This window comes from Streptomyces mirabilis, from assembly GCF_018310535.1.
Lineage (GTDB): Bacteria > Actinomycetota > Actinomycetes > Streptomycetales > Streptomycetaceae > Streptomyces.
This window is the reverse complement of the sequence record NZ_CP074102.1, coordinates 6868204-6890365: the sequence shown is the minus strand read 5'-3', so window position 1 is coordinate 6890365 and position 22162 is coordinate 6868204. Positions and strand designations below refer to the sequence as shown.

The following is a 22162-nucleotide window of genomic DNA, read 5'->3' as shown; positions in this document are numbered from 1 at the left end:
GTTCACTTGCGTCGCACGAGGTCACATCACAATCGCCGTGGCTCCTTCGATGTCCACGACGTCCACCTCCTGGCCCACTTCGTAGGCCTGTCCGGCGTCGAGAGCGCGCGCCGACCAGATCTCTCCGCCGAGTTTGATCCGGCCGCCGCCCGAACCGTCCACCCGTTCCAGGACGATGGCCTGTTTGCCCTTCAACGCCTCCACGCCGGTGGCGAGTTGGGGGCGCTGGGCGCGGTGCCGGGCCGCGATGGGTCGTACGACGCCGATGAGCGCGAACGAGACGACGGCGAAGACGAGTACCTGAAGGACGACATCGCCGCCGAGGCCCGCTGTCACCGCCGCCGCAGCGGCGCCGAGGGCGAGCATGCCGAACTCCGGCATCGCGGTCACCACGAGCGGGATGCCCAGCGCGGCCGCGCCGACGAGCCACCACACCCATGCGTTGATGTCGTTCACGTGGTCATGGTAGGTCCGCGGGCCGGGCGCGGACAGGGCGCAGATCGGTTGAGAAGGGGCTCGTACCGGGTGTTTCGTGCCGGAGGCTTCGCACGAAGCACCTCGTACGCGTGTTTCCGGTCGGTCAGGACATCGGCAGGCCCTGCGCGGTCCAACGTTCGCCGACCTGTTCGACGATGAGCGGGAGTCCGAAGCAGAGGGAGAGGTTGCGCGAGGTGAGTTCGAGCTCGAGCGGGCCGGCGGCGAGCACCTTGCCCTGACGGATCATCAGGACATGGGTGAAGCCGGGGGCGATCTCCTCGACGTGGTGCGTGACCATGATCATGGAGGGGGCGATCGGGTCGCGGGCGAGACGGCCGAGGCGGCGGACGAGGTCCTCGCGGCCGCCGAGGTCGAGGCCCGCGGCGGGCTCGTCGAGCAGGAGCAGCTCGGGGTCGGTCATCAGGGCGCGGGCGATCAGGGTGCGCTTGCGCTCGCCCTCGGAGAGCGTGCCGAACCGGCGGTCCAGGTAGTCGCTCATGCCGAGGCGGTCGAGGAACGCGCGGGCGCGCTGCTCGTCGATCTCCTCGTAGTCCTCGTGCCAGCCCGCGGTCATGCCGTACGCGGCCGTCAGCACGGTCTGCAGGACGGTCTGGCGCTTGGGGAGCTTCTCGGCCATGGCGATACCGGCCACGCCGATGCGCGGGCGCAGCTCGAAGACGTCGACCTTGCCGAGGGTCTCGCCGAGGATGGTGGCGGTGCCCTGGCTGGGGAAGAGATAGCTGGAGGCGAGGTTCAGGAGGGTGGTCTTTCCGGCGCCGTTCGGGCCGAGGATCACCCAGCGCTCCCCCTCCTTGACCGACCAGGAGACCTGGTCCACCAGAGCCCGGCCCTCTCGGACCACGGACACGTCCTCCAGCTCCAGTACATCGCTCATGAGCGCGTTGTCTCCCATTGCAGTCTCGGCCGTCGCTTACGTCTGTGGACGCAGCCCCCAGGGAAAACCTACGCCACCGGTCGGTCGCTCCCATCCATCGGTCGGTCCTTAGGGTGGAGGCATGCTCTCGGAACCACGCTCAGGACGTCTGGCCGCATGGGGAAACGCCCTTTTGGCCGGACTTGTTTCGCCGGATGACGCGGTGCTCGCCATCGTCGGTGAGGACGCGGTGCACCGGGTCGAGGGGCTGCCGGGTGAGTCCGGCCCCGTCGGGCTCACGCTCGCCCTCGGCCGGCTTCGCGCGCTCGGGGTGACCGGACTGCGGGTCGCTCTGCCCGCGCCGGGGCATCCGCTCGGGCTGAGCGGGCCGCCGGACTTCAATGCGCGCGCCCTCGACGCGGAGGAGGCGGTGGTCTGCCACGGGGCGGCACTCGGGCTCGTTCCCGAGGTGTACGAGGCCGGGCCCGACGGTGATGTCCATGTCGAGGTGGTGTGGCACTGCCTCGCCGTGCGGGAGGCGCCGCCCGCGGATGTGCCTTCGCTCGGTGAGGCCGAGCGGGAGCTCGCGGAGGCGCTGCGTGAGGCGACGGAGGTGTTGTCGCGGCTCGACGTGGCGGGGTCGGGGCCGGTCGCCGAGGCGGCGGTCGACGCGTACCGGGCGCGGGCCGAGCGGGGGCGGGAGGTGTTGGCGCCCGGGTATCCGCCGCGTGCGGTGCGGGTGCTGGAGCTGGCCCAGCGGGTGGGGGTGCTCATCTCGGTCGCGTACGAGAACGGGCATGGCGGTGCGGTGAGTGCGTCGGAGATTTCGGCGCGGGCGTTGGCGTTGCGGCCGGTCGAGCGGACGGCTCGGCGGGCGCAAGTGGCGGCGTACAACGCGTTCGTGGAGGAGCGGGAGCGGGGGGTTCGCTGAGGTCTGTTTGCGCCCCCGCCGCCCCTACCCGTCCCATCCCGTCCCTGGGGCTTCGCCCCCAGACCCCCCGGGTGGGCTTGTTGGCTGCGGGTGGGTGGGAGCTGGGTGCGCAGTTCCCCGCGCCCCTGGGGGCGGGGAACTCGGCCCGGCCCCCCGTCGGCCTGAACGGACCGAACGGCCTCCCAGGAGAGCCTGGGAGGCCGGTGGGGGTGGTGGGGGCGTGGGTCTCAGTGGTTGAGGCCCAGGTTGCCGAAGGCCGGGTTCAGGACGCCGATGACGTTCACGCTGTTGCCGACCGCGTTCACGGGGATGTGGATCGGGGCCTGGATGACGTTGCCCGAGACGACGCCCGGGGAGCCCGCGGCATTGCCGCCCGCCCACGAGCCGTCCGTCGCGGACGCCATACCGGCACCGGCGGCGACGAGCCCGCCGGCCACCATCGCGACAGCCGTGGCCTTCTTCAGGTTCTTCACTTCTGAGCCCTCCCTAGCGATCACCGCGGCAGTCGCCGCGGCACGCACTGGAGAACGGCCGAGATCCCCGGAGGATGCGCCATCCGGGTGACATACACACGACGGTATGAATCTCAGCCCGGAGCGGAACCCTCCGAGTTGCCGCCACCGGGCGGGCGATCAGCCCGCTGCCCCATGGCGTACGGCCCAGAGCGCGGCCTGTGTGCGGTCGGCGAGGTCGAGCTTCATCAGGATGTTCGAGACATGCGTCTTGACGGTCTTCTCGGAGAGAACGAGCGCGCGTGCGATCTCGCGGTTGGAGCGGCCGTCCGCGATCAGGCCGAGCACTTCGCGCTCCCGTTCGGTGAGCGAGCCGCCTCTCCCCTGGCCCGAGTTGGCCTCCTCCTGGGACAGCAGGACGCCCGCCACCTCGGGCTGGAGCAGGATGTGCCCGGCGTGCACGGAGCGGATGGCTCCGGCGAGGGCGTCCGGGTCCACGTCCTTGTAGACATAGCCGGCGGCGCCCGCGCGCAGGGCCGGGACGACCGTGCGCTGTTCGGTGAAGCTGGTGACGATCAGCACACGCGCGGGGTTGGCGAGTTCACGGAGCTTGCGCAGCGCGTCGATGCCGTCCATGCCCGGCATCTTGACGTCCATGAGGACGACGTCGGGCTTCAGCTCCTCGGCGCGGGCGACCCCTTCGGCGCCGTCGGACGCCTCGCCCACGACCTCGATGTCGTCCTGCACTTCAAGAAAGGTGCGCAGCCCCCGGCGGACCACTTGGTGGTCGTCGACGAGCAGCACCTTGATTGCGTCAGCCACCAGGGACCTCCATCTCGATCGTGGTGCCCTTCCCGGGCGCCGATTCCACGCTGAGGGTGCCGCCGACCCCGCTCGACCGGTCGCGCATGGAGACCAGGCCCAGGTGGCGTCCCGCGGCGCGGGTCGCCGTGGGTTCGAAGCCGCTGCCGTCGTCACTGACGCGCAGGACGCTGCCGGGGCCGCGCTTCTCCAGGGTGACGTCGACGCGGCCGGCTCCAGAATGCCGCAGTGCGTTGTGCAGGGCCTCCTGGGCGACGCGCAGCACGGCCTCCTCCTGGGCGGCGGGCAGCGCCCGCACCCCGTGGCTCGCGAAGGTCACGCGCGCGGAGTGGGCACGGTCGAGGACCTGTATCTGGGTGCGCAGGGTGGCGACCAGGCCGTCCTCGTCGAGGGCGGCGGGGCGCAGCTCGATGACGGCGGCGCGCAGCTCCTCGGTGGCCTCCGCGGCGAGCATGGCAACCTGGTGCAGCTCGCCCTTGGCGCGTGCGGGGTCGCGGTCCACGAGGGCGGCGGCGGCCTGCGCGGTCAGGCGCAGGGAGAAGAGCTTCTGGCTGACGGCGTCGTGGAGCTCGTGGGCGAGCCGGGAGCGCTCCTCGGCGATGGTGAGCTCGCGGCTGCGCTCGTAGAGACGGGCGTTGGTCAGGGCGATCGCCGCGTGCTGGGCGAGGATCGTGAGGAGTTCCTGGTCGTCCTCGGTGAAGCCGCACCCTCCGTCCGGCGCGGAGCAGTCCTTCTTGTCCCCTTTCGTCCTGTTCTTGTTCGCCAGGAACAGGGCGCCGATGACCTCGTCGCCGTCGCGGATGGGCAGGCCCAGGAAATCGGACATGTCGGGGTGGGCGGTGGGCCAGCCCTCGAAGCGGGGGTCCTTGCGCACGTCCGCGAGGCGCTCGGGGCGGGCCTCGTGCAGCATCGCGGCGAGGATGCCGTGCTGGCGAGGAAGCGGGCCGATGGCCTTCCACTGGGCGTCGCTGACGCCGTCGACCACGAACTGGGCGAAGCCTCCGTGGTCGTCGGGCACACCGAGCGCCGCGTACTGCGCGTCAAGCAGCTCACGGGCCGAGGCGACGATCGTCTTGAGGACGTCGCGCACCTCGAGGTGCCTGCTCATGGCCAGCAGCGCGGTGCTCACCGCGTACAGACCGGACCGGGGGCCTTGGCTCATGTCCCCAACGTACCGGCGGGGTGTGACAGTGCGTATCCGACCTGTGGGGGCGGCCGCCTAGGCCGGTGGGCCTAGGGCGAAGGGCCCCAGGTCATTGGGGCCAGCGCACGAGGCGGCGGGGGCGGCCCGGTTCTTACGTTGAAGGCACCCGCCGGGAGCGGCGGTGCTGGGACGAGGGGACGGACGTCATGCCGGTAGCGATCATCACGGGTGCTTCGAAAGGGCTGGGTCGGGCGCTCGCCGCGGCCCTGGCGGAGCGCGGCTGGGATCTGGTGCTCGACGCCAGGACCGCGGGAGTGCTGAAGGAGACGGCGGAGGCGCTGTCCGCGTACGGGACCCGGGTGGAGGCGTTGCCCGGGGATGTCGGGGACGCCGGGCACCGCGCCGGGCTGGTGGCGGCGGCCCGTGGGCTCGGCGGCGTGGACCTGCTGGTGCACAACGCGAGCGCGCTGGGCGCCGAGCCGCTGGTGCGCCTGGAGGACCTGACCCTGGACGGGCTGCGCCACGCCCTGGAGGTCAACGTGGTCGCGGCGCTGGGGCTGGTCCAGGAGGCGCTGCCACTACTGCGGGCCGCGGAGGCCGGTGCGGTCGTCGCCGTCAGCTCGGACGCGGCCGCGGAGGCGTACGAGACGTGGGGCGGGTACGGGGCGTCCAAGGCCGCCCTGGACCATCTGGCGGCCGTGCTCGGCGTGGAGGAGCCAGGGCTGCGGGTGTGGGCCGTGGACCCGGGGGACATGGGCACGGACCTTTACGCGGCGGCCGTACCGGATGACGACGACCCGCGGCCGACGCCGGACAGCGTGGTTCCGGCCTTTCTGCGGCTGCTGGACGAACGCCCTGCCAGTGGCCGCTACGGCGCTCCGGCGCTGCTGGAGGTGCGATGACGACGACCGTGCGGGTTCCGGAGGAGCGGTCGGCGCGGGTGCCGGCCGAGCAGCGCGGGCCCGGGCGGGACCGGGACTCCGTGCGGCTGCTCGTGTCGTGCGGTACGGAGGTGTCGCATCACGCGTTCGTGGAGCTGCCGCGGCGGCTGCGGGCGGGGGATCTGCTGATCGTCAACACCTCCCCCACGCTGGCGGCCGCTGTGGACGGGCGGATCGGGCACGCGCGCGTGGTGGTGCATTTCTCCACGCGGGGCGATGACGGACGGTGGGCCGTCGAACTGCGGGATCCCGACGGGAGGGGCACCACACGTGCGCGCGCGGGCGGACCCGCGGGGACGGAGGTGCGCCTTGCCGGGGACGTACGCCTCGTGCTGGAGGAGCCGCTGACGCCGTACGGCTCGCGGCTGTGGTGGGGGCGGGTGTCGGATCCGGACGTGCTCGGGCTGCTGCGGCGCCACGGGCGCCCCATTCGCTACTCCTATACACAGAGGGACCAGCCGCTGTCCGTCTACCAGACGGTGTTCGCGCTGCCGTCGGCCGACGGCAGCGGCAGTGCGGAGATGCCGAGCGCGGCGCGGCCCTTCACCGCGCGCCTGGTGGCGGAGCTGGTGAGCCGGGGCGTGCAGTTCGCGCCGATCACGCTGCACACCGGTGTCGCGTCGGCGGAGGCCCACGAGCCGCCGTATCCGGAGCGGTACGAGGTGCCGGAGGCGTCGGCCCGGCTGATCAACGCCGCGAGGGCGGGAGGGGGGCGGATCCTCGCGGTCGGTACGACGGCCGTACGCGCCGTGGAGTCGGCCGTCGACGCCGGCGGGGTGGTCCGGGCCCGGAAGGGCTGGACGGACCTCGTGGTGACCCCGGAGCGGGGCGTGCGGGTGGTGGACGGGCTGCTGACCGGGCTGCACGAGCCGGAGGCCTCGCATCTGCTGATGCTGGAGGCGATCGCGGGACGGGCGGCGGTCGAGCGCAGCTACGGCGAGGCGTTGAGCGGGCTCTACCTCTGGCACGAGTTCGGGGACGTGCACCTCATCCTCCCGGAGGGGCCTCACGCTGAGCGTTGCTCCAGCAACTGCCGGTGAGAATTCCACAGGGCCGATGTGAGCCCGCACATAGGGCGCACATCACGTACGAAGGCGCATAGGAGATAAAGGCGGGCATAGTGAGCGGGGCAGACGTGACAGTCTGCCCCGATTTGCCCCTACTGGGCCTACTACCTTCCGTCGTACGTCACACCTTTGCCACGGTATTTTGCGGCCGCTAAGAATGGCACCCGTCGCTCAGCACCGCGGGTTTCACCCCACGGCGCCAGATCCGGAAACACTCTGTCCCCCACCGGATCGGGAGCGACCTCCGCGCTATTCGAAGAGGTCCATCAGCCATGACCAAGAACACCCGCACTCCTGGCCATAGTCCGAAGCTGACCCAGGTCCGCAAGCTCTCGATCGCCGGCGTCGCCACGCTCGGTGCCGCGACCCTCGCGTTCTCGCTGGCGCCGAGCCACACGCAGACCACCACGAACGACGCCGCCGTCTCCGCGGCGCCGGTCGTCTTCAGCCAGCAGCCGATCAAGAACGTGCAGGCCCGCCTCACCGACCAGCTGGCCGGCACGAGCCTGAAGACCCAGGCCATCGAGGCGAAGAAGAAGGCGGCCGACGACGCCGCCAAGAAGGCCGCCGACGCGGCCGCCGCCAAGAAGGCCGCCGAGAACGTGCGCAAGGTGCAGGCCGCGAGCCGCTCCGTGCAGCGCCCCGCGATCGAGACGGTCGCCATGAAGACGGTCGCCATGAAGACGGTCGCCATGAAGACGGTGGCCCTGAAGACGGCCGCCACGAAGACGTACGCCAACAACCTCGACGGCTGGATCCGCCAGTCGCTCGACATCATGAAGCGCAGGGGCATACCGGGTTCGTACAACGGGCTGCACCGCAACATCATGCGCGAGTCCTCGGGCAACCCGATGGCCATCAACGGCTGGGACATCAACGCCATCAACGGGATCCCCTCGAAGGGCCTGCTGCAGGTCATCCAGCCGACCTTCAACGCGTACCACGTCCCCGGCACCTCGTGGAACATCTACGACCCGGTCGCCAACATCACGGCCGCCGCCAACTACGCGGCCGACAAGTACGGCTCGATGGACAACGTCAACAGCGCGTACTGAGGCCGGCGCGGACCTCTGACACGTACGCCGAAGGGCGGCACCCCGGTGTTGGGGTGCCGCCCTTCGGCGTACGTACGCGCGGGACTACTTGCGCATGACCTCGGGCTCGTGGCGGCGCAGGAAGCGCGCCACGAAGAAGCCGCAGACGGCGGCGAGGACGAGCAGCGCGACGATGTCCATGCCGTAGGCGGACGCGGTGTGGTTCCACAGCGGGTCCGTGCTGGACGGGTCGTCCGTGTTCGGACTGATGTTGTTGAAGTCCAGCGTGGCGCCGGCGGCGGCGACCGCCCAGCGCGAGGGCATCAGGTACGAGAACTCGTTGACGCCGATCTTGCCGTTCAGGATGAACAGGCAGCCGGTGAACACGACCTGGATGATCGCGAACATGACCAGCAGCGGCATGGTCTTCTCGGCCGTCTTCACCAGCGAGGAGATGACCAGGCCGAACATCATCGAGGCGAAGCCCAGCGCCATGATCGGGATGGAGAGTTCCAGCAGCACCGAATGGCCGAAGACCACGCCCTCGGTGGGCTTGGTGCGGCTGGTGAAACCGATCGCGCCGACCATGGCGCCCTGCAGCACGGTGACCACGCCGAGCACGACCACCTTGGACATCAGGTACGCCGAGCGGGACAGGCCGGTGGCGCGCTCCCGCTCGTAGATCACCCGTTCCTTGATCAGCTCACGGACGGAGTTCGCCGCGCCCGCGAAACAGGCGCCGACCGCGAGGATCAGCAGCACCGTGGTGGCCGTGCCGTTCGGCACGTGCACGCCGGTCTTCGGGTTCACCTGCGGGTTCACCAGCAGGGTCTTGTTCGGGTCGATGAGCAGGCTCACCGCGCCGAGCACGGCCGGCAGGATTACCGTCAGCGCCAGGAAGCCCTTGTCGGACACGATCACCGACACATAGCGCCGTACCAGCGTGCTGAGCTGGGAGAACCAGCCCTGCGGCTTCGGCGGCTTCATCGCCTGCGGCGGCGTCACATTGGCCGACTGCGGGGCGACGGCGTCGATGTCCGCGGCATACATCTGGTAGTGCTGCGAGCCCTTCCAGCGGCCCGCCCAGTCGTAGTCGCGGTAGTTCTCGAAGGCGGAGAAGACGTCGGCCCAGGTCTCGTAGCCGAAGAAGTTGAGGGCTTCCTCCGGCGGACCGAAGTACGCGACCGAACCACCCGGTGCCATCACCAGCAGCTTGTCGCAGATCGCCAGCTCGGCCACGGAGTGCGTGACGACGAGGACGGTACGCCCGTCGTCGGCGAGGCCGCGCAGCAGCTGCATGACGTCCCGGTCCATGCCCGGGTCGAGACCTGAGGTCGGCTCGTCCAGGAAGATCAGCGACGGCTTGGTCAGCAGCTCCAGGGCCACCGAGACGCGCTTGCGCTGGCCGCCGGAGAGGGAGGTGACCTTCTTCTCCTTGTGGATGTCCAGCTTCAGCTCGCGCAGCACCTCGTCTATGCGGGCCTCACGCTCGGCCGCCGTGGTGTCGGCGGGGAAGCGCAGCTTGGCCGCGTACTTGAGGGCCTTCTTGACGGTGAGTTCCTTGTGCAGGATGTCGTCCTGCGGGACCAGACCGATGCGCTGACGCAGCTCGGCGAACTGCTTGTACAGGTTCCGGTTGTCGTAGAGGACGTCACCCTGGTTGGCGGGGCGGTAGCCCGTGAGCGCCTTCAGGAGCGTCGACTTGCCGGAGCCCGAGGGGCCGATGACCGCGATGAGCGACTTCTCGGGGACACCGAAGGAGACGTCCTTGAGGATCTGCTTGCCGCCGTCGACCGTCACCGTCAGATGGCGGGCCGAGAAGGAGACCTCACCGGTGTCGACGAACTCCTCGAGCCGGTCCCCGACCAGGCGGAACGTCGAGTGGCCCACGCCGACGATGTCGTTCGGGCCGAGCAGCGCCGAGCCGCCCTTGGCGATCGGCTGGCCGTTGACGTAGGTGCCGTTGTGCGAGCCGAGGTCGCGGATCTCGAAGCGGCCGTCGGGCGTCGCGTGGAACTCGGCGTGGTGGCGCGAGACCTGGAGGTCGGAGACGACCAGCTCGTTCTCCAGCGCACGACCGATGCGCATCACCCGGCCGAGGTCGAGCTGGTGGAAGGTGGTCGGGCTGCGGTCGCCGTAGACCGGCGGCGCCCCCGCGCCACCGCCGGGTCCCTGCTGCTGCGGCACTCGCGCCGCGGGCTGTTGCGGCTGCTGGTGACTCTGTTCCGGCGTCTGCTGCTGCGGTGCCTGCTGGGCCCAGCCGGGGCTCGCGCCCTGCGCGGCGTAGGGCTGCTGCTGAGGCTGCGCGACGGCGGCCGCGGCGCCGGAGAGGTTCAGGCGCGGGCCGTCGGTCGCGTTGCCGAGGTGCACGGCCGAACCGGGGCCGATCTCCATCCGATGGATCCGCTGCCCCTGCACAAAGGTGCCGTTGGTGCTGCCGTGGTCCTCGATGACCCAACTCCGGCCGTCCCAGCTCATCGTGGCGTGACGCCAGGAGACCCTGGCGTCGTCGAGCACGACGTCCCCCTGCGGATCACGTCCGAGGGTGTATGGCCTGGACGCATCGAGCGTCCAGGTCCGTCCATTCAATTCCAGTACGAGTTCCGGCACTCCATGCCCCACTGAGTTGTCCCCCGAAGTTCCCCCATCACAGGGAGTCTAGGGATGTCGAACATCGGGGGGAACTATTTCAGGAGCAGCCCCCTGACCGAAAGTCGGGCCATGTGAAGAGCGCGTACGGGCGGGTTGCCCGTTTCCGTTGACGGGGTTGAAACCGGCCCGGAGAGTGGTAATCCCACGCGAGGGGGACATCCGCGGTGATGACGCCGTGGCGCGGATCGGGGGGGTCTGACGATGAGCATCGACACCGCGGGACACGGCAGGCGACTGCCGTGGGGGGATGTGCTGTTGTCCGCGATCGCCTCGGTGAGCTGGGCGTTGATCGCGATGGCGGGCACGGCCGCGCTCGGTCTGCATCTGGTCGGCGCGGACGCGGCGGGCTCGCTCGGGCCGATGACCGCGGCGGTGGTGGCCCTTGGGGCCAATGGTGCGGTCAAACCGTCCGGCGATGTGTCGGCCTTCGGTCTGAAGGGGGCACAGGCGCACACGGCCATACAGATCACGCCACTGGGTGTGGGACTGGTGGGCGCGCTCCTGCTCTCCTTCTTCTTCCTGCGCTCCCTGCGCGGGGCGGGAGTTGTGATCGCGCCGTCCGAACTCCTCGCGCGCGCGGGCGCGGTGGTCGTGCTGTTCGTGGCGACGCTGGGCGGGCTCGCCTGGGCCGGGCACGACATCATCACGATCGACGGGAGCAAGCTCGGCCTCGACCGGGTGACGGGCGGCGGCGGCCTCGGGAACATCACCGACAAGCTCCCCGGCGGGCTCGGGGACCTCGGCGGACTGCTGCCCGGCAAGATCGGCGACCTGGTGCACGCGCAGGCGGCCGTGGGCTTCACCGTCGACACGGTGCCCACGCTGCTCGGCGGCGCGGCCTGGGCGGCCGGAATCCTGGTGATCTCCCTGCTCGCCTCCCGGCGCACCCCGCTGCCGCGCGGCTGGGAGGGCGTGCACCGGATGGTGCGCCCGGCCGCGTCCGCGCTGGTCACGGTGTTCCTGGTGGCGGTCCTCGCGGGCCTCGCGGCGGCGGCGTACGCGGCGATCGGTGATCCCCATCCCAAGCTGATCGCGGGCGCCGCGCTGCTCGGCGCGCCCAACGGGGTGTGGCTCGGCATCCCGATCGGCCTCTTCGTGCCCTGGGACGGCAAGGCCACCGGCGAACTCGCCAAGCTGCTCCCCCACCCGCTGGACCGGTTGCTGAGCGTCAATTCCGATCAGCCCGTCACCCTGGGCCGGCTCGCCGAACTCGACGGACGGGTGTGGCTGTTGGGGGTCGCGACCGCGGTCATGATGCTGTTCGCGGGCGTCCTCGCCGCCTCGCGTACGCCTTTTGTACGGGGGCAGGGTGCGGCTTCGGTGGGAACACCGACTGCTCCCGATGTACGAGGAGGGGGCGCCCTCGGTTTCGCCGGGCGCTGCGCTCTTCGGCTCGGCATCGTGACGGCGCTTGCGCTGCCGCTGCTGGCGTGGCTGACGGACGTGTCCGTGGACGCCTCGCTCTCGGTGTTCGGCATCGACGCGTTCGGTGCCGGAATCCGGTTGCACGGGCATCTGGGCATGGCGCTGCTGCTCGGCGCCGCCTGGGGTGCGGGCGCGGGGGCGGCGGGGGCGCTGCTGGCGTACACGAGTGGGGCCGCGGGGCGGCGGGCGGCGCCGCTGGCACTGGGTGACGCGGGTCCCCCGGTCACCGCGCCCGCCCCTGACCTCTCCGGGCAGAGCGGACCGTACGCCCCGAGCGCGCCGTACCGGCCGGCGAACCCCGACACCAATCCCTATCTGCGACTGCCCGACGCACTGCGGGAACCCGCCGACGGTCGGCCGTCGGAGCGGCCGCGCTCGCCCGACGACGTGTACGGCGCACCGACGGTCGTCCGGCCGATGGCGCCGCCACCCGGACCACAGAAGCGGCGGCCACGGGGGCGCAATGTGCCGCCTCCGCCGCAGCCGCCGCCCGACCAGGGACCTTCCGCGCCGCCGGGGCCGGGGCGGCAGAACTGATCGCCGTTGCCGGGCAACGCGCTCGACACCGCTCCGACACCCAGTGTTCCCCGTCCGCTGGACGGACCTCAGGGGCGGAAGGCACTGGGTGCCGGATACGGTGGAGTCACCATGAGCGCTTCGCAGACCCCCGAGGTCCCCACTCTCCTCGTCAAGATCTTCGGCAAGGACCGGCCGGGCATCACGGCCGGACTCTTCGACACCCTCGCCGCCTACTCCGTCGAGGTGGTCGACATCGAGCAGGTCGTCACCCGTGGCCGGATCGTGCTCTGCGCGCTCGTGACCGAGCCGCCGGCCGGCCTGGAGGGCGATCTGCGGGCCACCGTCCACAGCTGGGCGGAGTCGATGAAGATGCAGGCGGAGATCATCTCCGGCCTCGGCGACAACCGGCCGCGCGGCCTCGGGCGGTCCCTCGTCACCGTGCTCGGGCATCCGCTCACCGCCGAGTCGACGGCCGCGATCGCCGCCCGGATCACCAAGACCGGCGGCAACATCGACCGTATCTTCCGGCTCGCCAAGTACCCGGTGACGGCGGTCGAGTTCGCCGTGTCCGGTACGGGGACCGAGACGCTGCGCACCGCACTGGTGACCGAGGCCGCGGCGCTCGGAGTGGACATCGCCGTGGTGGCGGCGGGGCTGCACCGCAGGGCACAGCGTCTGGTCGTCATGGATGTGGACTCGACGCTCATCCAGGACGAGGTGATCGAGCTCTTCGCCGCGCACGCCGGGTGCGAGGAGCAGGTCGCCGAGGTGACGGCGGCGGCGATGCGCGGGGAGCTGGACTTCGAGCAGTCGCTGCACGCGCGTGTGGCACTGCTCAAGGGGCTGGACGCCTCGGTGGTGACCAAGGTGCGCGAGGAGGTGCGGCTGACACCGGGCGCGCGCACGCTGATCCGTACGCTGAAGCGGCTCGGTTTCCAAGTCGGTGTCGTCTCGGGCGGATTCACGCAGGTCACGGACGATCTGAAGGAGCGGCTCGGGCTCGACTTCGCGCAGGCCAACACGCTGGAGATCGTCGACGGGAAGCTGACGGGCAGGGTCACCGGGGAGATCGTGGACCGCGCGGGCAAGGCACGGCTGCTGCGCCGGTTCGCCGCCGAGGCGGGGGTGCCGCTCGCCCAGACCGTGGCGATCGGCGACGGGGCCAATGACCTCGACATGCTCAACGCGGCCGGTCTCGGCGTCGCCTTCAACGCCAAGCCCGTCGTCCGCCAGGCCGCGCACACCGCGGTGAATTTCCCCTTCCTGGACACCGTGCTGTATCTGCTGGGTGTCACCCGCGAAGAGGTCGAGGCGGCGGACATGCACCTCGGCGACCACTGAGGGCAGGACATACGTCGGCGGGGGCCCGGAACCGTGCTGGTGCCCGGCCCCCGTCCTGTCGGGTGGGTTACTCGGTCGGCGCCCAGTAGTCGGTCAGCGTGCACACTCCGGGCTCCAGGGATTTCCAGGAGCCCTCGACGGAGAGCACGGCGAAGGCGCCCGTGTGGAAGCCGTGGGCGGCCATCCGGGCGCGGGTGTCGCCCTCGGCCTGTCCGGCCAGAACGTCGGCGAGGCCCTGGATGCCGGGGTTGTGGCCGATCAGGACCACGTTGTGCGCGTCGTCCGGGGTCTCGTTGAGTACGGCGATCAGCTCGCCGGGCGAGGCCTCGTAGAGCCGCTCCTCATAGACGGTTTTCGGCCGGTGCGGGAGCTCGTGGACGGCGAGCTTCCAGGTTTCCCGGGTGCGGGTCGCCGTGGAGCAGAGGGCCATATCGAAAGGGATCCCGGTGTCGGCCAGCTTGCGTCCGGCGAGGGCGGCGTCCTTACGGCCCCGGTCAGCGAGCGGCCGCTCGTGGTCGGACACCTGTGGCCAGTCGGCTTTCGCATGCCGGAAGAGGACAATCCTGCGGGGTTCTGCGACGCTCATGGGTCCCAGCTTCGCATGAAACACGCCATGCGGCGCTGAGAGTTGACCTGCTCCCCCAGGGGTGCTCAGGGGGTCTGGTGCAGCACCGTCTGCTGGACGCGCTCGAAGAGGTGGGTGATCGCGGGGTCGCCGCCCGCGGCGTGCGCGTCCGCCGGGTTCAGTATCAGGAGCAGCAGGGCGACGAAGGCGAGGGCGGGCAGGGCGAGGGCCCACCAGGGCAGCCGGATGTCCACGCCGCCCGGGGTCGCCGGGTGGGGCCGGGTGTGCGTACGGGCCGACATGCCGCCTCCGTGGGGCTTCGAATGCTCCGTGGTCCGCGTCCTCGCGGCCACATCTCGAAGTTACGGATTCCTGGGCCGTCAACCCATCCGGTGATCCACCCACTTGACCCTGACACTCACCCCCTAGGGGACAGGGGGGCTAGCCCCACCATCGGCGGCCCAGGGAGCCCGCGGCGGCGGTCAGGGTGAGGCGATCGACGCGATGATGCCGATGATCACGGTGATGGCCAGCATCGCGCCGAGCACGAGCAGCAGCTTCTTCTGGCCGTTCTGGGGGTTCGGGTCGAGCGCCATACGGCCAGTCTCGCACCCTTCGTCCCCACCTCCGCCCTCGGGGGGGTCTCAGGCGCGTCGGCCGGGCGCGGCCTCGTCCTCCACCGTGCGGTCCCGGCCGGCCAGGACGCCCACCGCGATCTGCGGGATCATCAGGGCGGCCATGAGCGCGATCGGCAGCCCCCAGCCGCCGCTGTGCTGGTAGAGCACGCCCACGAGGAGGGGTCCGGGGATCGAGATCAGATACCCGGTGCTCTGCGCGAACGCCGACAGCTGGGCGACGCCCGCACCGGTCCTGGCCCGCATGCCGACCATGGTGAGGGCCAGCGGGAAGGCGCAGTTGGAGACACCGAGCAGGAGAGCCCAGGCCCAGGCTCCGCCCGCCGGGGCGAGGTAGAGGCCCGCGTATCCCGCGAGGCCGCAGACACCGAGCGCGACCACGATCGGCCCCTGGTGGGGCATGCGGGTGGCGAGGCGCGGGATGACGAAGGCCAAGGGCACGCCCATCACCATCGTGACGGCGAGGAGCAGCCCCGCGGTGCCCGCGGAGACACCCGCATCGCGGAAGATCTGCGCCATCCAGCCCATCGTGATGTACGCGGCGGTGGCCTGGAGTCCGAAGAAGACGGCGAGCGCCCAGGCGGTCCGGCTGCGGGTGATGCGCAGTGCGCCGGGTTCCCGCCGGGCGGGGTGTGCCGCCCGCGCCGGCTCGCCGTCGCGGGAATCGGCGCCCCGCGCGCGTGCCAGCGCGATCCAGGGCAGTACGGCGGCCGCCGCCAGGCCCGCCCACACCGCGAGGCCCGACTGCCAGCCGCCGCCCAGGGCGTCGGTCACGGGCACGGTCACCGCCGCCGCGGCCGAGGTGCCCAGGGCGAGCGCCATCGAGTAGAGGCCGGTCATGGAGCCGACCCGGTCCGGGAACCAGCGTTTGACGATCACCGGCATCAGGACGTTGCTGACGGCGATACCCATCAGTGCGAGGGCGCTGGCGGCCAGAAAGCCGACCGCGCTCCCGATGTACGGCCGGATCGCGAGCCCCGCCGTGATGGCGACCATTCCGGCGCAGACGACCGCGCCGGGTCCGAAGCGGCGGGCGAGGCGCGGCGCCATGACGCCGAAGACGGCGAAGCAGAGCGGGGGTACGGAGGTGAGCAGTCCGGCGACGCTGCCGCTCATGCCGAGCCCGTCGCGCACGTCTTCCAGGAGTGCGCCGAAGCTGGTGATGGCGGGGCGCAGGTTGAGGGCCGTGAGGACGATGCCGACCGTCACCAGCCGCGTCATCCACGCGCGCGTGGGCTGCGATCGAGGCTCCGTGCCCTCGGCGGAACTGCATATGGGTGTGGACGTCGTCGTCCGGGTCTCCTCGCTCACCATGAGGCCCATCATAGAATCATGGGATGATTGGATGTCCAATCCCGTTGCGTTAATCTCCGGATTCTCCGGCCCCGCGCGAACGATCACACCGGGCCCGTACGAAGGACCGCCATGCCGCTGAGCCACCCCCGCCGTTCGGCGCTGTCCGAGCAGGTCATCGCCGAGCTGCGGAACCAGATCACCTCGGGCGAGTGGCCGGTCGGCTCCCGCATCCCCACCGAGCCGGAGCTCGTCGACCAGCTGGGCGTCGCTCGCAACACCGTCCGCGAGGCCGTCCGCGCGCTGGCCCACAACGGTCTGCTCGACATCCGCCAGGGCTCGGGCACCTATGTCGTGGCGACCAGCGAACTCGCGGGCGTGATGCACCGGCGCTTCGCCGACGCCGATCCGCGGCACATCGCGGAGCTGCGCGCCACGCTGGAGTCGAGCGCGGCGAAGCTGGCCGCCGAGCGGCGCACCGAGCGCGATCTGAAGCAGCTCGACGCGCTGCTCGTACGGCGGGAGGAGGCCTGGGAGTCGGGTGACGCGGAGGCCTTCGTGGCCGCCGACGCGACCTTCCACCTGGCGGTCGTGGCCGCGTCCCACAACGACGTCATGACGGCGATGTACGCGGACCTGGGCGAGGTGCTGCGCGACTGGCTGCGCGAGGACGTCGGCGGGAAGCTGACGCCGGAGACATACATGGACCACGCGCGGCTCGTCGACGCGATCCGCGCGGGGGACAGGGAGACGGCAGGCGCGGAAGCCGGGGGCTATCCGTTCCAGTGCCGTCCGGGACGGCTCAGGCCCTCGGCCTCCGACCGCTGACGAACACGGTCACTTCTGGTGGCTGACCCAAGCCGACCGGACCTCCTCCCAGCACCGGCCGGCCAGCCGGACCGTCATCGCGGGGCCCGCGTCGACCGGGTCGGTGTCGGTGTCGATGTCCCACCAGCGGTCGCACTCGATGTGCAGGGCGACCCGGTCGGTCTCCGGGTAGGGGTTGTGGCAGTAGGCGGTCACGTGCGACCCCTGGACCGTGGTGCGGCACTCAGCGCCGAAAGGCTGAGGGACGGGGAGCCTTCCGTGCACTACGCGCGCGTGGGGCACGGCGTCGTACGGCAGAACCATCATGAGGGCGACAGCGGCGAACACCGGGGCAAAACGGCGGGACAGGCGCACAAGGGGGACCTCCTCGGCCGTACGGCTGCGGGGCGGTGCGTAGTTCCAGCGTGCGCGGTGCGATGCCCGGGACGCCCGGCCGACTAGGCCGAACGGGCGACGCCCCGCTCCCCGCGTTGCGGGAAACGGGGCGTCGGCCAGACGGGGGAAATCAGGCGCCGATGGCGTGCAGTCCGCCGTCCACGTGGATGATCTCGCCGGTGGTCTTCGGGAACCAGTCGCTCAGCAGCGCGACGACACCGCGGCCGGCCGGCTCCGGGTCCTTGAGGTCCCACTCGAGGGGCGCCCGGGTGTCCCAGACGGAAGCGAGCTCGCCGAAGCCCGGGATGGACTTGGCGGCCATGGAGCCGATCGGGCCCGCCGAGATCAGGTTGGAGCGCACGTTCTGCTTGCCCAGGTCACGGGCGAGGTAGCGGTTCACGGACTCCAGGGCGGCCTTGGCCGGGCCCATCCAGTCGTACTGCGGCCACGCGTACTGCGCGTCGAAGGTGAGGCCGACGACCGAGCCGCCGTTCTGCATCAGCGGCAGGCAGGCCATGGTCAGCGACTTCAGGGAGAACGCCGAGACGTGCATGGCCGTGGCGACCGACTCGAAGGGGGTGTTGAGGAAGTTGCCACCGAGGGCGTCCTGCGGCGCGAAGCCGATGGAGTGCACGACGCCGTCGAGGCCGCCCAGCTCCTCACCGACGACGTCGGCGAGACGCGCCAGGTGCTCGTCGTTGGTCACGTCGAGCTCGATGACCTTGGTGGGCTTGGGGAGCTTCCTGGCGATGCGCTCGGTCAGCGTGGGCCGCGGGAACGCGGTCAGGATGATCTCGGCGCCCTGCTCCTGGGCCAGCTTGGCGGTGTGGAAGGCGATGGAGGACTCCATCAGCACACCGGTGATCAGGACGCGCTTGCCCTCGAGGATTCCGCTCATGGTGATCAGTGACCCATTCCCAGTCCGCCGTCAACCGGAATGACGGCTCCAGTGATGTACGAGGCGTCGTCCGAGGCGAGGAACCGCACCGTCGCGGCGATCTCCTCGGGCTGCGCGTACCGGCCGAGCGGCACCTGGGCGACGATGCCCTCACGCTGCTCGTCGGTGAGCGCCTTGGTCATGTCGGTGTCGACGAAACCGGGCGCGACGACGTTGAAGGTGATGTTGCGCGAGCCGAGTTCGCGGGCGAGTGAACGCGCGAAGCCGACGAGGGCGGCCTTGGAGGCGGCGTAGTTCGACTGCCCCGCGGAGCCGAGCAGCCCCACGACCGACGAAATGAGGACGACCCGCCCCTTCTTGGCACGGAGCATCCCACGGTTGGCACGCTTGACGACCCGGAAGGCGCCGGTCAGGTTGGTGTCGAGGACGGAGGTGAAGTCCTCCTCGGACATCCGCATCAGAAGCTGGTCCTTGGTGACGCCCGCGTTGGCGACCAGGATCTCGACGGGGCCGTGCTCGGCCTCGATCTCCTTGTAGGCCTGCTCCACCTGCTCGGTGTCGGTGATGTCGCACTTGACGGCGAGGCAGCCCAATGCGGTGAGGGCGGCCGGCGGCTCACCCGAGCGGTATGTGATCGCGACCTTGTCGCCGGCATCGGCGAACGCGCGGGCGATGGCGAGGCCGATGCCCCGGTTGCCTCCGGTGACGAGAACCGAGCGGCTCAACGGATCACCCTTTCGATAGCTGTCTGAAACCCCTGCAAGACAGGCGCCTTCCTTGGAAACCTATCGGTCCCCTACGCCTCCCGGAGAATCGGGCACCGACAGTGGCGCGGGGGACTCACTGTCGGATCCCTACAGAAAGCCTCGATACGCGAACGGAAAGATGTGGCCCCCGCACCCGCCCGCGCGACATGATCGGACCCGACAGGCCACGACAGCAGGGAGACCTCCGTGCCTCATTCCATCGACGAAGCCTTCACGGCACTTCCACTGCGGGCCCTGGCCGACGCCGCGCTCGCACGGGCGCGCGCGCTGGGGGCCGAGCACGCGGACTTCCGGTTCGAGCGGGTGCGCAGCGCGTCCTGGCGGCTGCGGGACGCCAAGCCCGCCGGATCGTCGGACACCACGGACCTGGGGTACGCGGTGCGGGTGGTGCACGGCGGGACCTGGGGGTTCGCGTCAGGTGTGGATCTGACGATGGACGCGGCCGCGAAGGTCGCGTCGCAGGCCGTGGCGATGGCGAAGCTCTCGGCCCAGGTGATCAGGGCGGCGGGCTCCGACGAACGCGTGGAGCTGGCGGACGAGCCGGTGCACGCCGAGAAGACGTGGATCTCGTCGTACGACATCGACCCCTTCTCCGTGCCGGACGAGGAGAAGGCCGGGCTGCTCGCGGACTGGAGCGCGCGGCTGCTCGCGGCCGACGGCGTCAACCACGTCGACGCCTCGCTGCTGACCGTCCACGAGAACAAGTTCTACGCAGACACCGCCGGGACCGTGACCACCCAGCAGCGCGTGCGGCTGCACCCGCAGCTCACCGCCGTCGCCGTCGACGAGTCCAGCGGCGAGTTCGACTCCATGCGCACCATCGCGCCGCCGGTCGGACGCGGCTGGGAGTACCTGAGGGGCACCGGCTGGGACTGGGAGTCCGAGCTCGCGCGGATCCCGGAGCTGCTCGCTGAGAAGATGCGGGCGCCGAGCGTCGAGGCGGGGCTGTACGACCTCGTCGTCGACCCCTCCAATCTGTGGCTGACGATCCACGAGTCCATCGGCCACGCCACCGAGCTGGACCGCGCGCTGGGCTACGAGGCGGCGTACGCCGGCACCTCCTTCGCCACCTTCGACCAGCTCGGCAAGCTGAGGTACGGCTCCGAGCGGATGAACGTCACCGGTGACCGCACCGCCGAGCACGGCCTCGCGACCATCGGGTACGACGACGAGGGCGTCGAGGGGCAGTCCTGGGACCTCGTGAAGGACGGCACCCTCGTCGGCTACCAGCTGGACCGGCGGATCGCGAAGCTCACCGGCTTCGACCGGTCCAACGGGTGCGCCTACGCCGACTCCCCCGGGCACGTGCCCGTACAGCGCATGGCCAACGTCTCGCTCCAGCCGGACCCCGCGGGGCACTCGACCGAGGACCTGATCGGGGGCGTGGACCGCGGCATCTACGTCGTCGGTGACCGGTCCTGGTCCATCGACATGCAGAGGTACAACTTCCAGTTCACCGGCCAGCGGTTCTTCAAGATCGAGAACGGCCGGATCACCGGGCAGCTGCGGGATGTCGCGTACCAGGCCACGACCACCGACTTCTGGGGTTCGATGGCCGCGGTGGGTGGTCCGGGGACGTACGTCCTGGGCGGTGCCTTCAACTGCGGCAAGGCCCAGCCGGGTCAGGTCGCGGCGGTCTCGCACGGCTGCCCGTCGGCTCTCTTCCAGGGGGTCAATATCCTCAACACGACTCAGGAGGCCGGTCGATGAGCGCCCGTACGAACAAGCCGCACGAGGTCGTCGAGCGCGCCCTCGAACTCTCCCGCGCCGACGGCTGCGTCGTGATCGCCGACGAGCACTCGACCGCCAACCTGCGCTGGGCCGGCAACGCGCTGACCACGAACGGGGTCACGCGCGGGCGCACCCTGACCGTCATCGCGACCGTCGACGGCCGTGAGGGCACGGCCTCCGGGGTCGTCTCGCGCGCGGCCGTGACGGCGGACGAGCTGGAACCCCTGGTGCGGGCCGCGGAGGCGGCGGCCCGCGGCGCGGGGCCCGCCGAGGACGCCCAGCCGCTGGTCACCGGCGTGCCGGAGTCCCCCGACTTCACCGACGCGCCCACCGAGACCTCCTCCGCCGTCTTCGCCGACTTCGCCCCGGCGCTCGGCGAGTCCTTCGCCCGCGCCCGTGCGGGCGGACGCGAGCTGTACGGCTTCGCCAACCACGAGCTCGTCTCCAGCTATCTCGGTACGTCGACGGGGCTGCGTCTGCGCCACGACCAGCCGAACGGGACGCTGGAACTCAATGCCAAGTCGCCCGACCGGACGCGCTCGGCGTGGGCGGGGCGGTCCACGCGGGACTTCAAGGACGTCGACCCGGCCGCCCTGGACGCCGAGCTGGCGACCCGGCTCGGATGGGCCGAGCGGCGCGTCGACCTGCCCGCCGGCCGCTACGAGACGCTGCTGCCGCCGACCGCCGTCGCGGACCTGCTGATCTACCAGATGTGGTCGGCTGCGGCCCGGGACGCGGCCGAGGGCCGGACCGTCTTCAGCAAGCCCGGCGGCGGCACCCGTGTCGGCGAGAAGCTCACCGAGCTGCCGCTGACCCTGCGCAGCGACCCGAACGAGCCGGGGCTCGAGTCCGCGCCCTTCGTGCTCACGCACTCCTCGGGCGACGACGCCTCCGTGTTCGACAACGGGCTGCCCCTGTCGGCGACGGACTGGGTGCGCGAGGGCACACTGAACCGTCTCTCCACCACCCGCCACAGCGCGGGCCTCACCGGGCTGCCCGTCGCCCCGATCATCGGCAACCTGATCCTGGACGGCGGCGAGGACCGCTCCCTGGAGGAGATGGTCGCCGCCACCGAGCGCGGTCTGCTGCTGACCTGCCTCTGGTACATCCGCGAGGTCGACCCGGCGACGCTGCTGCTCACGGGGCTGACCCGGGACGGCGTCTACCTCGTCGAGAACGGCCAGGTCGTCGGCGCGGTGAACAACTTCCGGTTCAACGAGTCGCCGGTGGACCTGCTGTCGCGGGCGACGGAGGCGGGGCGTACCGAAAAGACATTGCCGCGTGAATGGAGCGATTGGTTCACTCGTGCTGCGATGCCCGCGCTGAGGGTGCCCGACTTCAACATGAGCTCTGTCAGCCAGGGCGTATAACCTCGTACCTGATTCACGAGA

General features: G+C 70.9%; 22 protein-coding genes. 9 read left to right on the top strand and 13 right to left on the bottom strand.

All coding sequences use genetic code 11. From position 1 onward, the window contains the following. Positions 1-21 precede the first annotated feature (21 nt). The gene (locus SMIR_RS30395) at positions 22-456 is read right to left on the bottom strand and encodes an NfeD family protein (RefSeq protein ID WP_168490323.1); all 435 of its coding nucleotides are present in this window, start codon (positions 454-456) and stop codon (positions 22-24) included. A 124-nt stretch (positions 457-580) separates the two neighbouring features. Next, on the bottom strand, positions 581-1372 hold the full coding sequence (locus SMIR_RS30390; RefSeq protein WP_168490324.1) for an ABC transporter ATP-binding protein: 792 nt from the start codon (positions 1370-1372) through the stop codon (positions 581-583). A 121-nt stretch (positions 1373-1493) separates the two neighbouring features. Here SMIR_RS30390 and SMIR_RS30385 point away from each other — a divergent pair, with 121 nt between their 5' ends. After that, positions 1494-2282 carry an Rv1486c family protein gene (locus SMIR_RS30385; RefSeq protein WP_168490325.1) on the top strand — a complete coding sequence of 263 codons (789 nt, stop codon included), beginning with the start codon at positions 1494-1496 and terminating at the stop codon, positions 2280-2282. Positions 2283-2509: 227 nt separating this feature from the next. Here the strand turns inward: SMIR_RS30385 and SMIR_RS30380 are convergent, their stop codons facing one another. From SMIR_RS30380 to SMIR_RS30370, 3 genes are all read right to left on the bottom strand, one after another. Beyond that, the gene (locus SMIR_RS30380; protein ID WP_054232214.1) at positions 2510-2755 is read right to left on the bottom strand and encodes a chaplin; all 246 of its coding nucleotides are present in this window, start codon (positions 2753-2755) and stop codon (positions 2510-2512) included. A 159-nt stretch (positions 2756-2914) separates the two neighbouring features. Continuing rightward, a complete protein-coding gene (locus SMIR_RS30375) occupies positions 2915-3556 on the bottom strand; it encodes a response regulator (RefSeq protein WP_054232215.1) in 642 nt (213 codons plus the stop codon). Then, complete coding sequence (locus tag SMIR_RS30370; protein ID WP_168490326.1) at positions 3549-4718, bottom strand: GAF domain-containing sensor histidine kinase; 1170 nt, start codon at positions 4716-4718, stop codon at positions 3549-3551. The genes SMIR_RS30375 and SMIR_RS30370 overlap by 8 nt, the downstream gene beginning before the upstream one ends. A 188-nt stretch (positions 4719-4906) precedes the next feature. Here SMIR_RS30370 and SMIR_RS30365 point away from each other — a divergent pair, with 188 nt between their 5' ends. From SMIR_RS30365 to SMIR_RS30355, 3 genes are all read left to right on the top strand, one after another. Continuing rightward, entirely contained in the window at positions 4907-5602 is a 696-nt protein-coding gene (locus SMIR_RS30365) for an SDR family NAD(P)-dependent oxidoreductase (RefSeq protein WP_212727618.1), read from the top strand. Further along, positions 5599-6681, top strand: a complete 1083-nt coding sequence (locus tag SMIR_RS30360) for an S-adenosylmethionine:tRNA ribosyltransferase-isomerase (protein ID WP_212727617.1) — start codon at positions 5599-5601, stop codon at positions 6679-6681. Before SMIR_RS30365 ends, SMIR_RS30360 begins: the two co-directional genes overlap by 4 nt. Positions 6682-6980: 299 nt before the next feature. Further along, positions 6981-7763, top strand: coding sequence for a transglycosylase SLT domain-containing protein (locus SMIR_RS30355; RefSeq protein ID WP_168490329.1), 783 nt, complete (start codon positions 6981-6983; stop codon positions 7761-7763). Positions 7764-7847: 84 nt separating this feature from the next. On the opposite strand, the gene SMIR_RS30350 is transcribed toward SMIR_RS30355, so the two are convergent. Further along, the gene (locus tag SMIR_RS30350) at positions 7848-10352 is read right to left on the bottom strand and encodes an ABC transporter ATP-binding protein/permease (protein ID WP_168500941.1); all 2505 of its coding nucleotides are present in this window, start codon (positions 10350-10352) and stop codon (positions 7848-7850) included. 243 nt (positions 10353-10595) lie between these two features. Here SMIR_RS30350 and SMIR_RS30345 point away from each other — a divergent pair, with 243 nt between their 5' ends. Further along, positions 10596-12356, top strand: a complete 1761-nt coding sequence (locus tag SMIR_RS30345) for a streptophobe family protein (RefSeq protein WP_212727616.1) — start codon at positions 10596-10598, stop codon at positions 12354-12356. Between the two features lie 111 nt (positions 12357-12467). Continuing rightward, entirely contained in the window at positions 12468-13679 is a 1212-nt protein-coding gene (gene serB, locus SMIR_RS30340) for a phosphoserine phosphatase SerB (RefSeq protein WP_168490330.1), read from the top strand. A 67-nt stretch (positions 13680-13746) separates the two neighbouring features. On the opposite strand, the gene SMIR_RS30335 is transcribed toward serB, so the two are convergent. The 4 genes from SMIR_RS30335 to SMIR_RS30325 form a co-directional block, all read right to left on the bottom strand. Further along, complete coding sequence (locus SMIR_RS30335) at positions 13747-14265, bottom strand: SixA phosphatase family protein (protein WP_168490331.1); 519 nt, start codon at positions 14263-14265, stop codon at positions 13747-13749. A 65-nt stretch (positions 14266-14330) separates the two neighbouring features. Further along, on the bottom strand, positions 14331-14546 hold the full coding sequence (locus SMIR_RS30330; RefSeq protein ID WP_054232224.1) for a hypothetical protein: 216 nt from the start codon (positions 14544-14546) through the stop codon (positions 14331-14333). 180 nt (positions 14547-14726) lie between these two features. Continuing rightward, on the bottom strand, positions 14727-14840 hold the full coding sequence (locus SMIR_RS44385; RefSeq protein WP_097284109.1) for an SGM_5486 family transporter-associated protein: 114 nt from the start codon (positions 14838-14840) through the stop codon (positions 14727-14729). Between the two features lie 48 nt (positions 14841-14888). Next, positions 14889-16193 (bottom strand): CynX/NimT family MFS transporter, encoded by a 1305-nt coding sequence (locus tag SMIR_RS30325; protein WP_249938496.1) that lies wholly within the window; start codon positions 16191-16193, stop codon positions 14889-14891. 111 nt (positions 16194-16304) lie between these two features. Here SMIR_RS30325 and SMIR_RS30320 point away from each other — a divergent pair, with 111 nt between their 5' ends. Continuing rightward, complete coding sequence (locus SMIR_RS30320) at positions 16305-17000, top strand: FadR/GntR family transcriptional regulator (protein WP_168490333.1); 696 nt, start codon at positions 16305-16307, stop codon at positions 16998-17000. Between the two features lie 9 nt (positions 17001-17009). Here the strand turns inward: SMIR_RS30320 and SMIR_RS30315 are convergent, their stop codons facing one another. The 3 genes from SMIR_RS30315 to fabG form a co-directional block, all read right to left on the bottom strand. Beyond that, positions 17010-17354 carry a hypothetical protein gene (locus SMIR_RS30315; RefSeq protein WP_168490334.1) on the bottom strand — a complete coding sequence of 115 codons (345 nt, stop codon included), beginning with the start codon at positions 17352-17354 and terminating at the stop codon, positions 17010-17012. A gap of 151 nt (positions 17355-17505) precedes the next feature. After that, on the bottom strand, positions 17506-18273 hold the full coding sequence (fabI, locus tag SMIR_RS30310) for an enoyl-ACP reductase FabI (RefSeq protein WP_168490335.1): 768 nt from the start codon (positions 18271-18273) through the stop codon (positions 17506-17508). Positions 18274-18278: 5 nt separating this feature from the next. Next, positions 18279-18998, bottom strand: coding sequence for a 3-oxoacyl-[acyl-carrier-protein] reductase (fabG, locus tag SMIR_RS30305; protein ID WP_168490336.1), 720 nt, complete (start codon positions 18996-18998; stop codon positions 18279-18281). A gap of 228 nt (positions 18999-19226) precedes the next feature. Here fabG and SMIR_RS30300 point away from each other — a divergent pair, with 228 nt between their 5' ends. Beyond that, positions 19227-20750 (top strand): TldD/PmbA family protein, encoded by a 1524-nt coding sequence (locus tag SMIR_RS30300; RefSeq protein WP_168490337.1) that lies wholly within the window; start codon positions 19227-19229, stop codon positions 20748-20750. Then, complete coding sequence (locus SMIR_RS30295) at positions 20747-22141, top strand: metallopeptidase TldD-related protein (protein ID WP_168490338.1); 1395 nt, start codon at positions 20747-20749, stop codon at positions 22139-22141. Before SMIR_RS30300 ends, SMIR_RS30295 begins: the two co-directional genes overlap by 4 nt. The last annotated feature ends 21 nt before the right edge of the window (positions 22142-22162 follow it).

Excerpts from the sequence above, each read along its gene's own strand:
- SMIR_RS30390 (WP_168490324.1), bottom strand. The coding sequence starts at position 1,372 with ATGAGCGATGTACTGGAGCTGGAGGACGTGTCCGTGGTCCGAGAGGGC.
- SMIR_RS30385 (WP_168490325.1), top strand. The coding sequence starts at position 1,494 with ATGCTCTCGGAACCACGCTCAGGACGTCTGGCCGCATGGGGAAACGCC.
- SMIR_RS30370 (WP_168490326.1), bottom strand. The coding sequence starts at position 4,718 with ATGAGCCAAGGCCCCCGGTCCGGTCTGTACGCGGTGAGCACCGCGCTG.
- SMIR_RS30365 (WP_212727618.1), top strand. The coding sequence starts at position 4,907 with ATGCCGGTAGCGATCATCACGGGTGCTTCGAAAGGGCTGGGTCGGGCG.
- SMIR_RS30360 (WP_212727617.1), top strand. The coding sequence starts at position 5,599 with ATGACGACGACCGTGCGGGTTCCGGAGGAGCGGTCGGCGCGGGTGCCG.
- SMIR_RS30355 (WP_168490329.1), top strand. The coding sequence starts at position 6,981 with ATGACCAAGAACACCCGCACTCCTGGCCATAGTCCGAAGCTGACCCAG.
- SMIR_RS30345 (WP_212727616.1), top strand. The coding sequence starts at position 10,596 with ATGAGCATCGACACCGCGGGACACGGCAGGCGACTGCCGTGGGGGGAT.
- serB (WP_168490330.1), top strand. The coding sequence starts at position 12,468 with ATGAGCGCTTCGCAGACCCCCGAGGTCCCCACTCTCCTCGTCAAGATC.
- SMIR_RS30335 (WP_168490331.1), bottom strand. The coding sequence starts at position 14,265 with ATGAGCGTCGCAGAACCCCGCAGGATTGTCCTCTTCCGGCATGCGAAA.
- SMIR_RS30330 (WP_054232224.1), bottom strand. The coding sequence starts at position 14,546 with ATGTCGGCCCGTACGCACACCCGGCCCCACCCGGCGACCCCGGGCGGC.
- SMIR_RS44385 (WP_097284109.1), bottom strand. The coding sequence starts at position 14,840 with ATGGCGCTCGACCCGAACCCCCAGAACGGCCAGAAGAAGCTGCTGCTC.
- SMIR_RS30325 (WP_249938496.1), bottom strand. The coding sequence starts at position 16,193 with ATGGTGAGCGAGGAGACCCGGACGACGACGTCCACACCCATATGCAGT.
- SMIR_RS30320 (WP_168490333.1), top strand. The coding sequence starts at position 16,305 with ATGCCGCTGAGCCACCCCCGCCGTTCGGCGCTGTCCGAGCAGGTCATC.
- fabI (WP_168490335.1), bottom strand. The coding sequence starts at position 18,273 with ATGAGCGGAATCCTCGAGGGCAAGCGCGTCCTGATCACCGGTGTGCTG.
- SMIR_RS30295 (WP_168490338.1), top strand. The coding sequence starts at position 20,747 with ATGAGCGCCCGTACGAACAAGCCGCACGAGGTCGTCGAGCGCGCCCTC.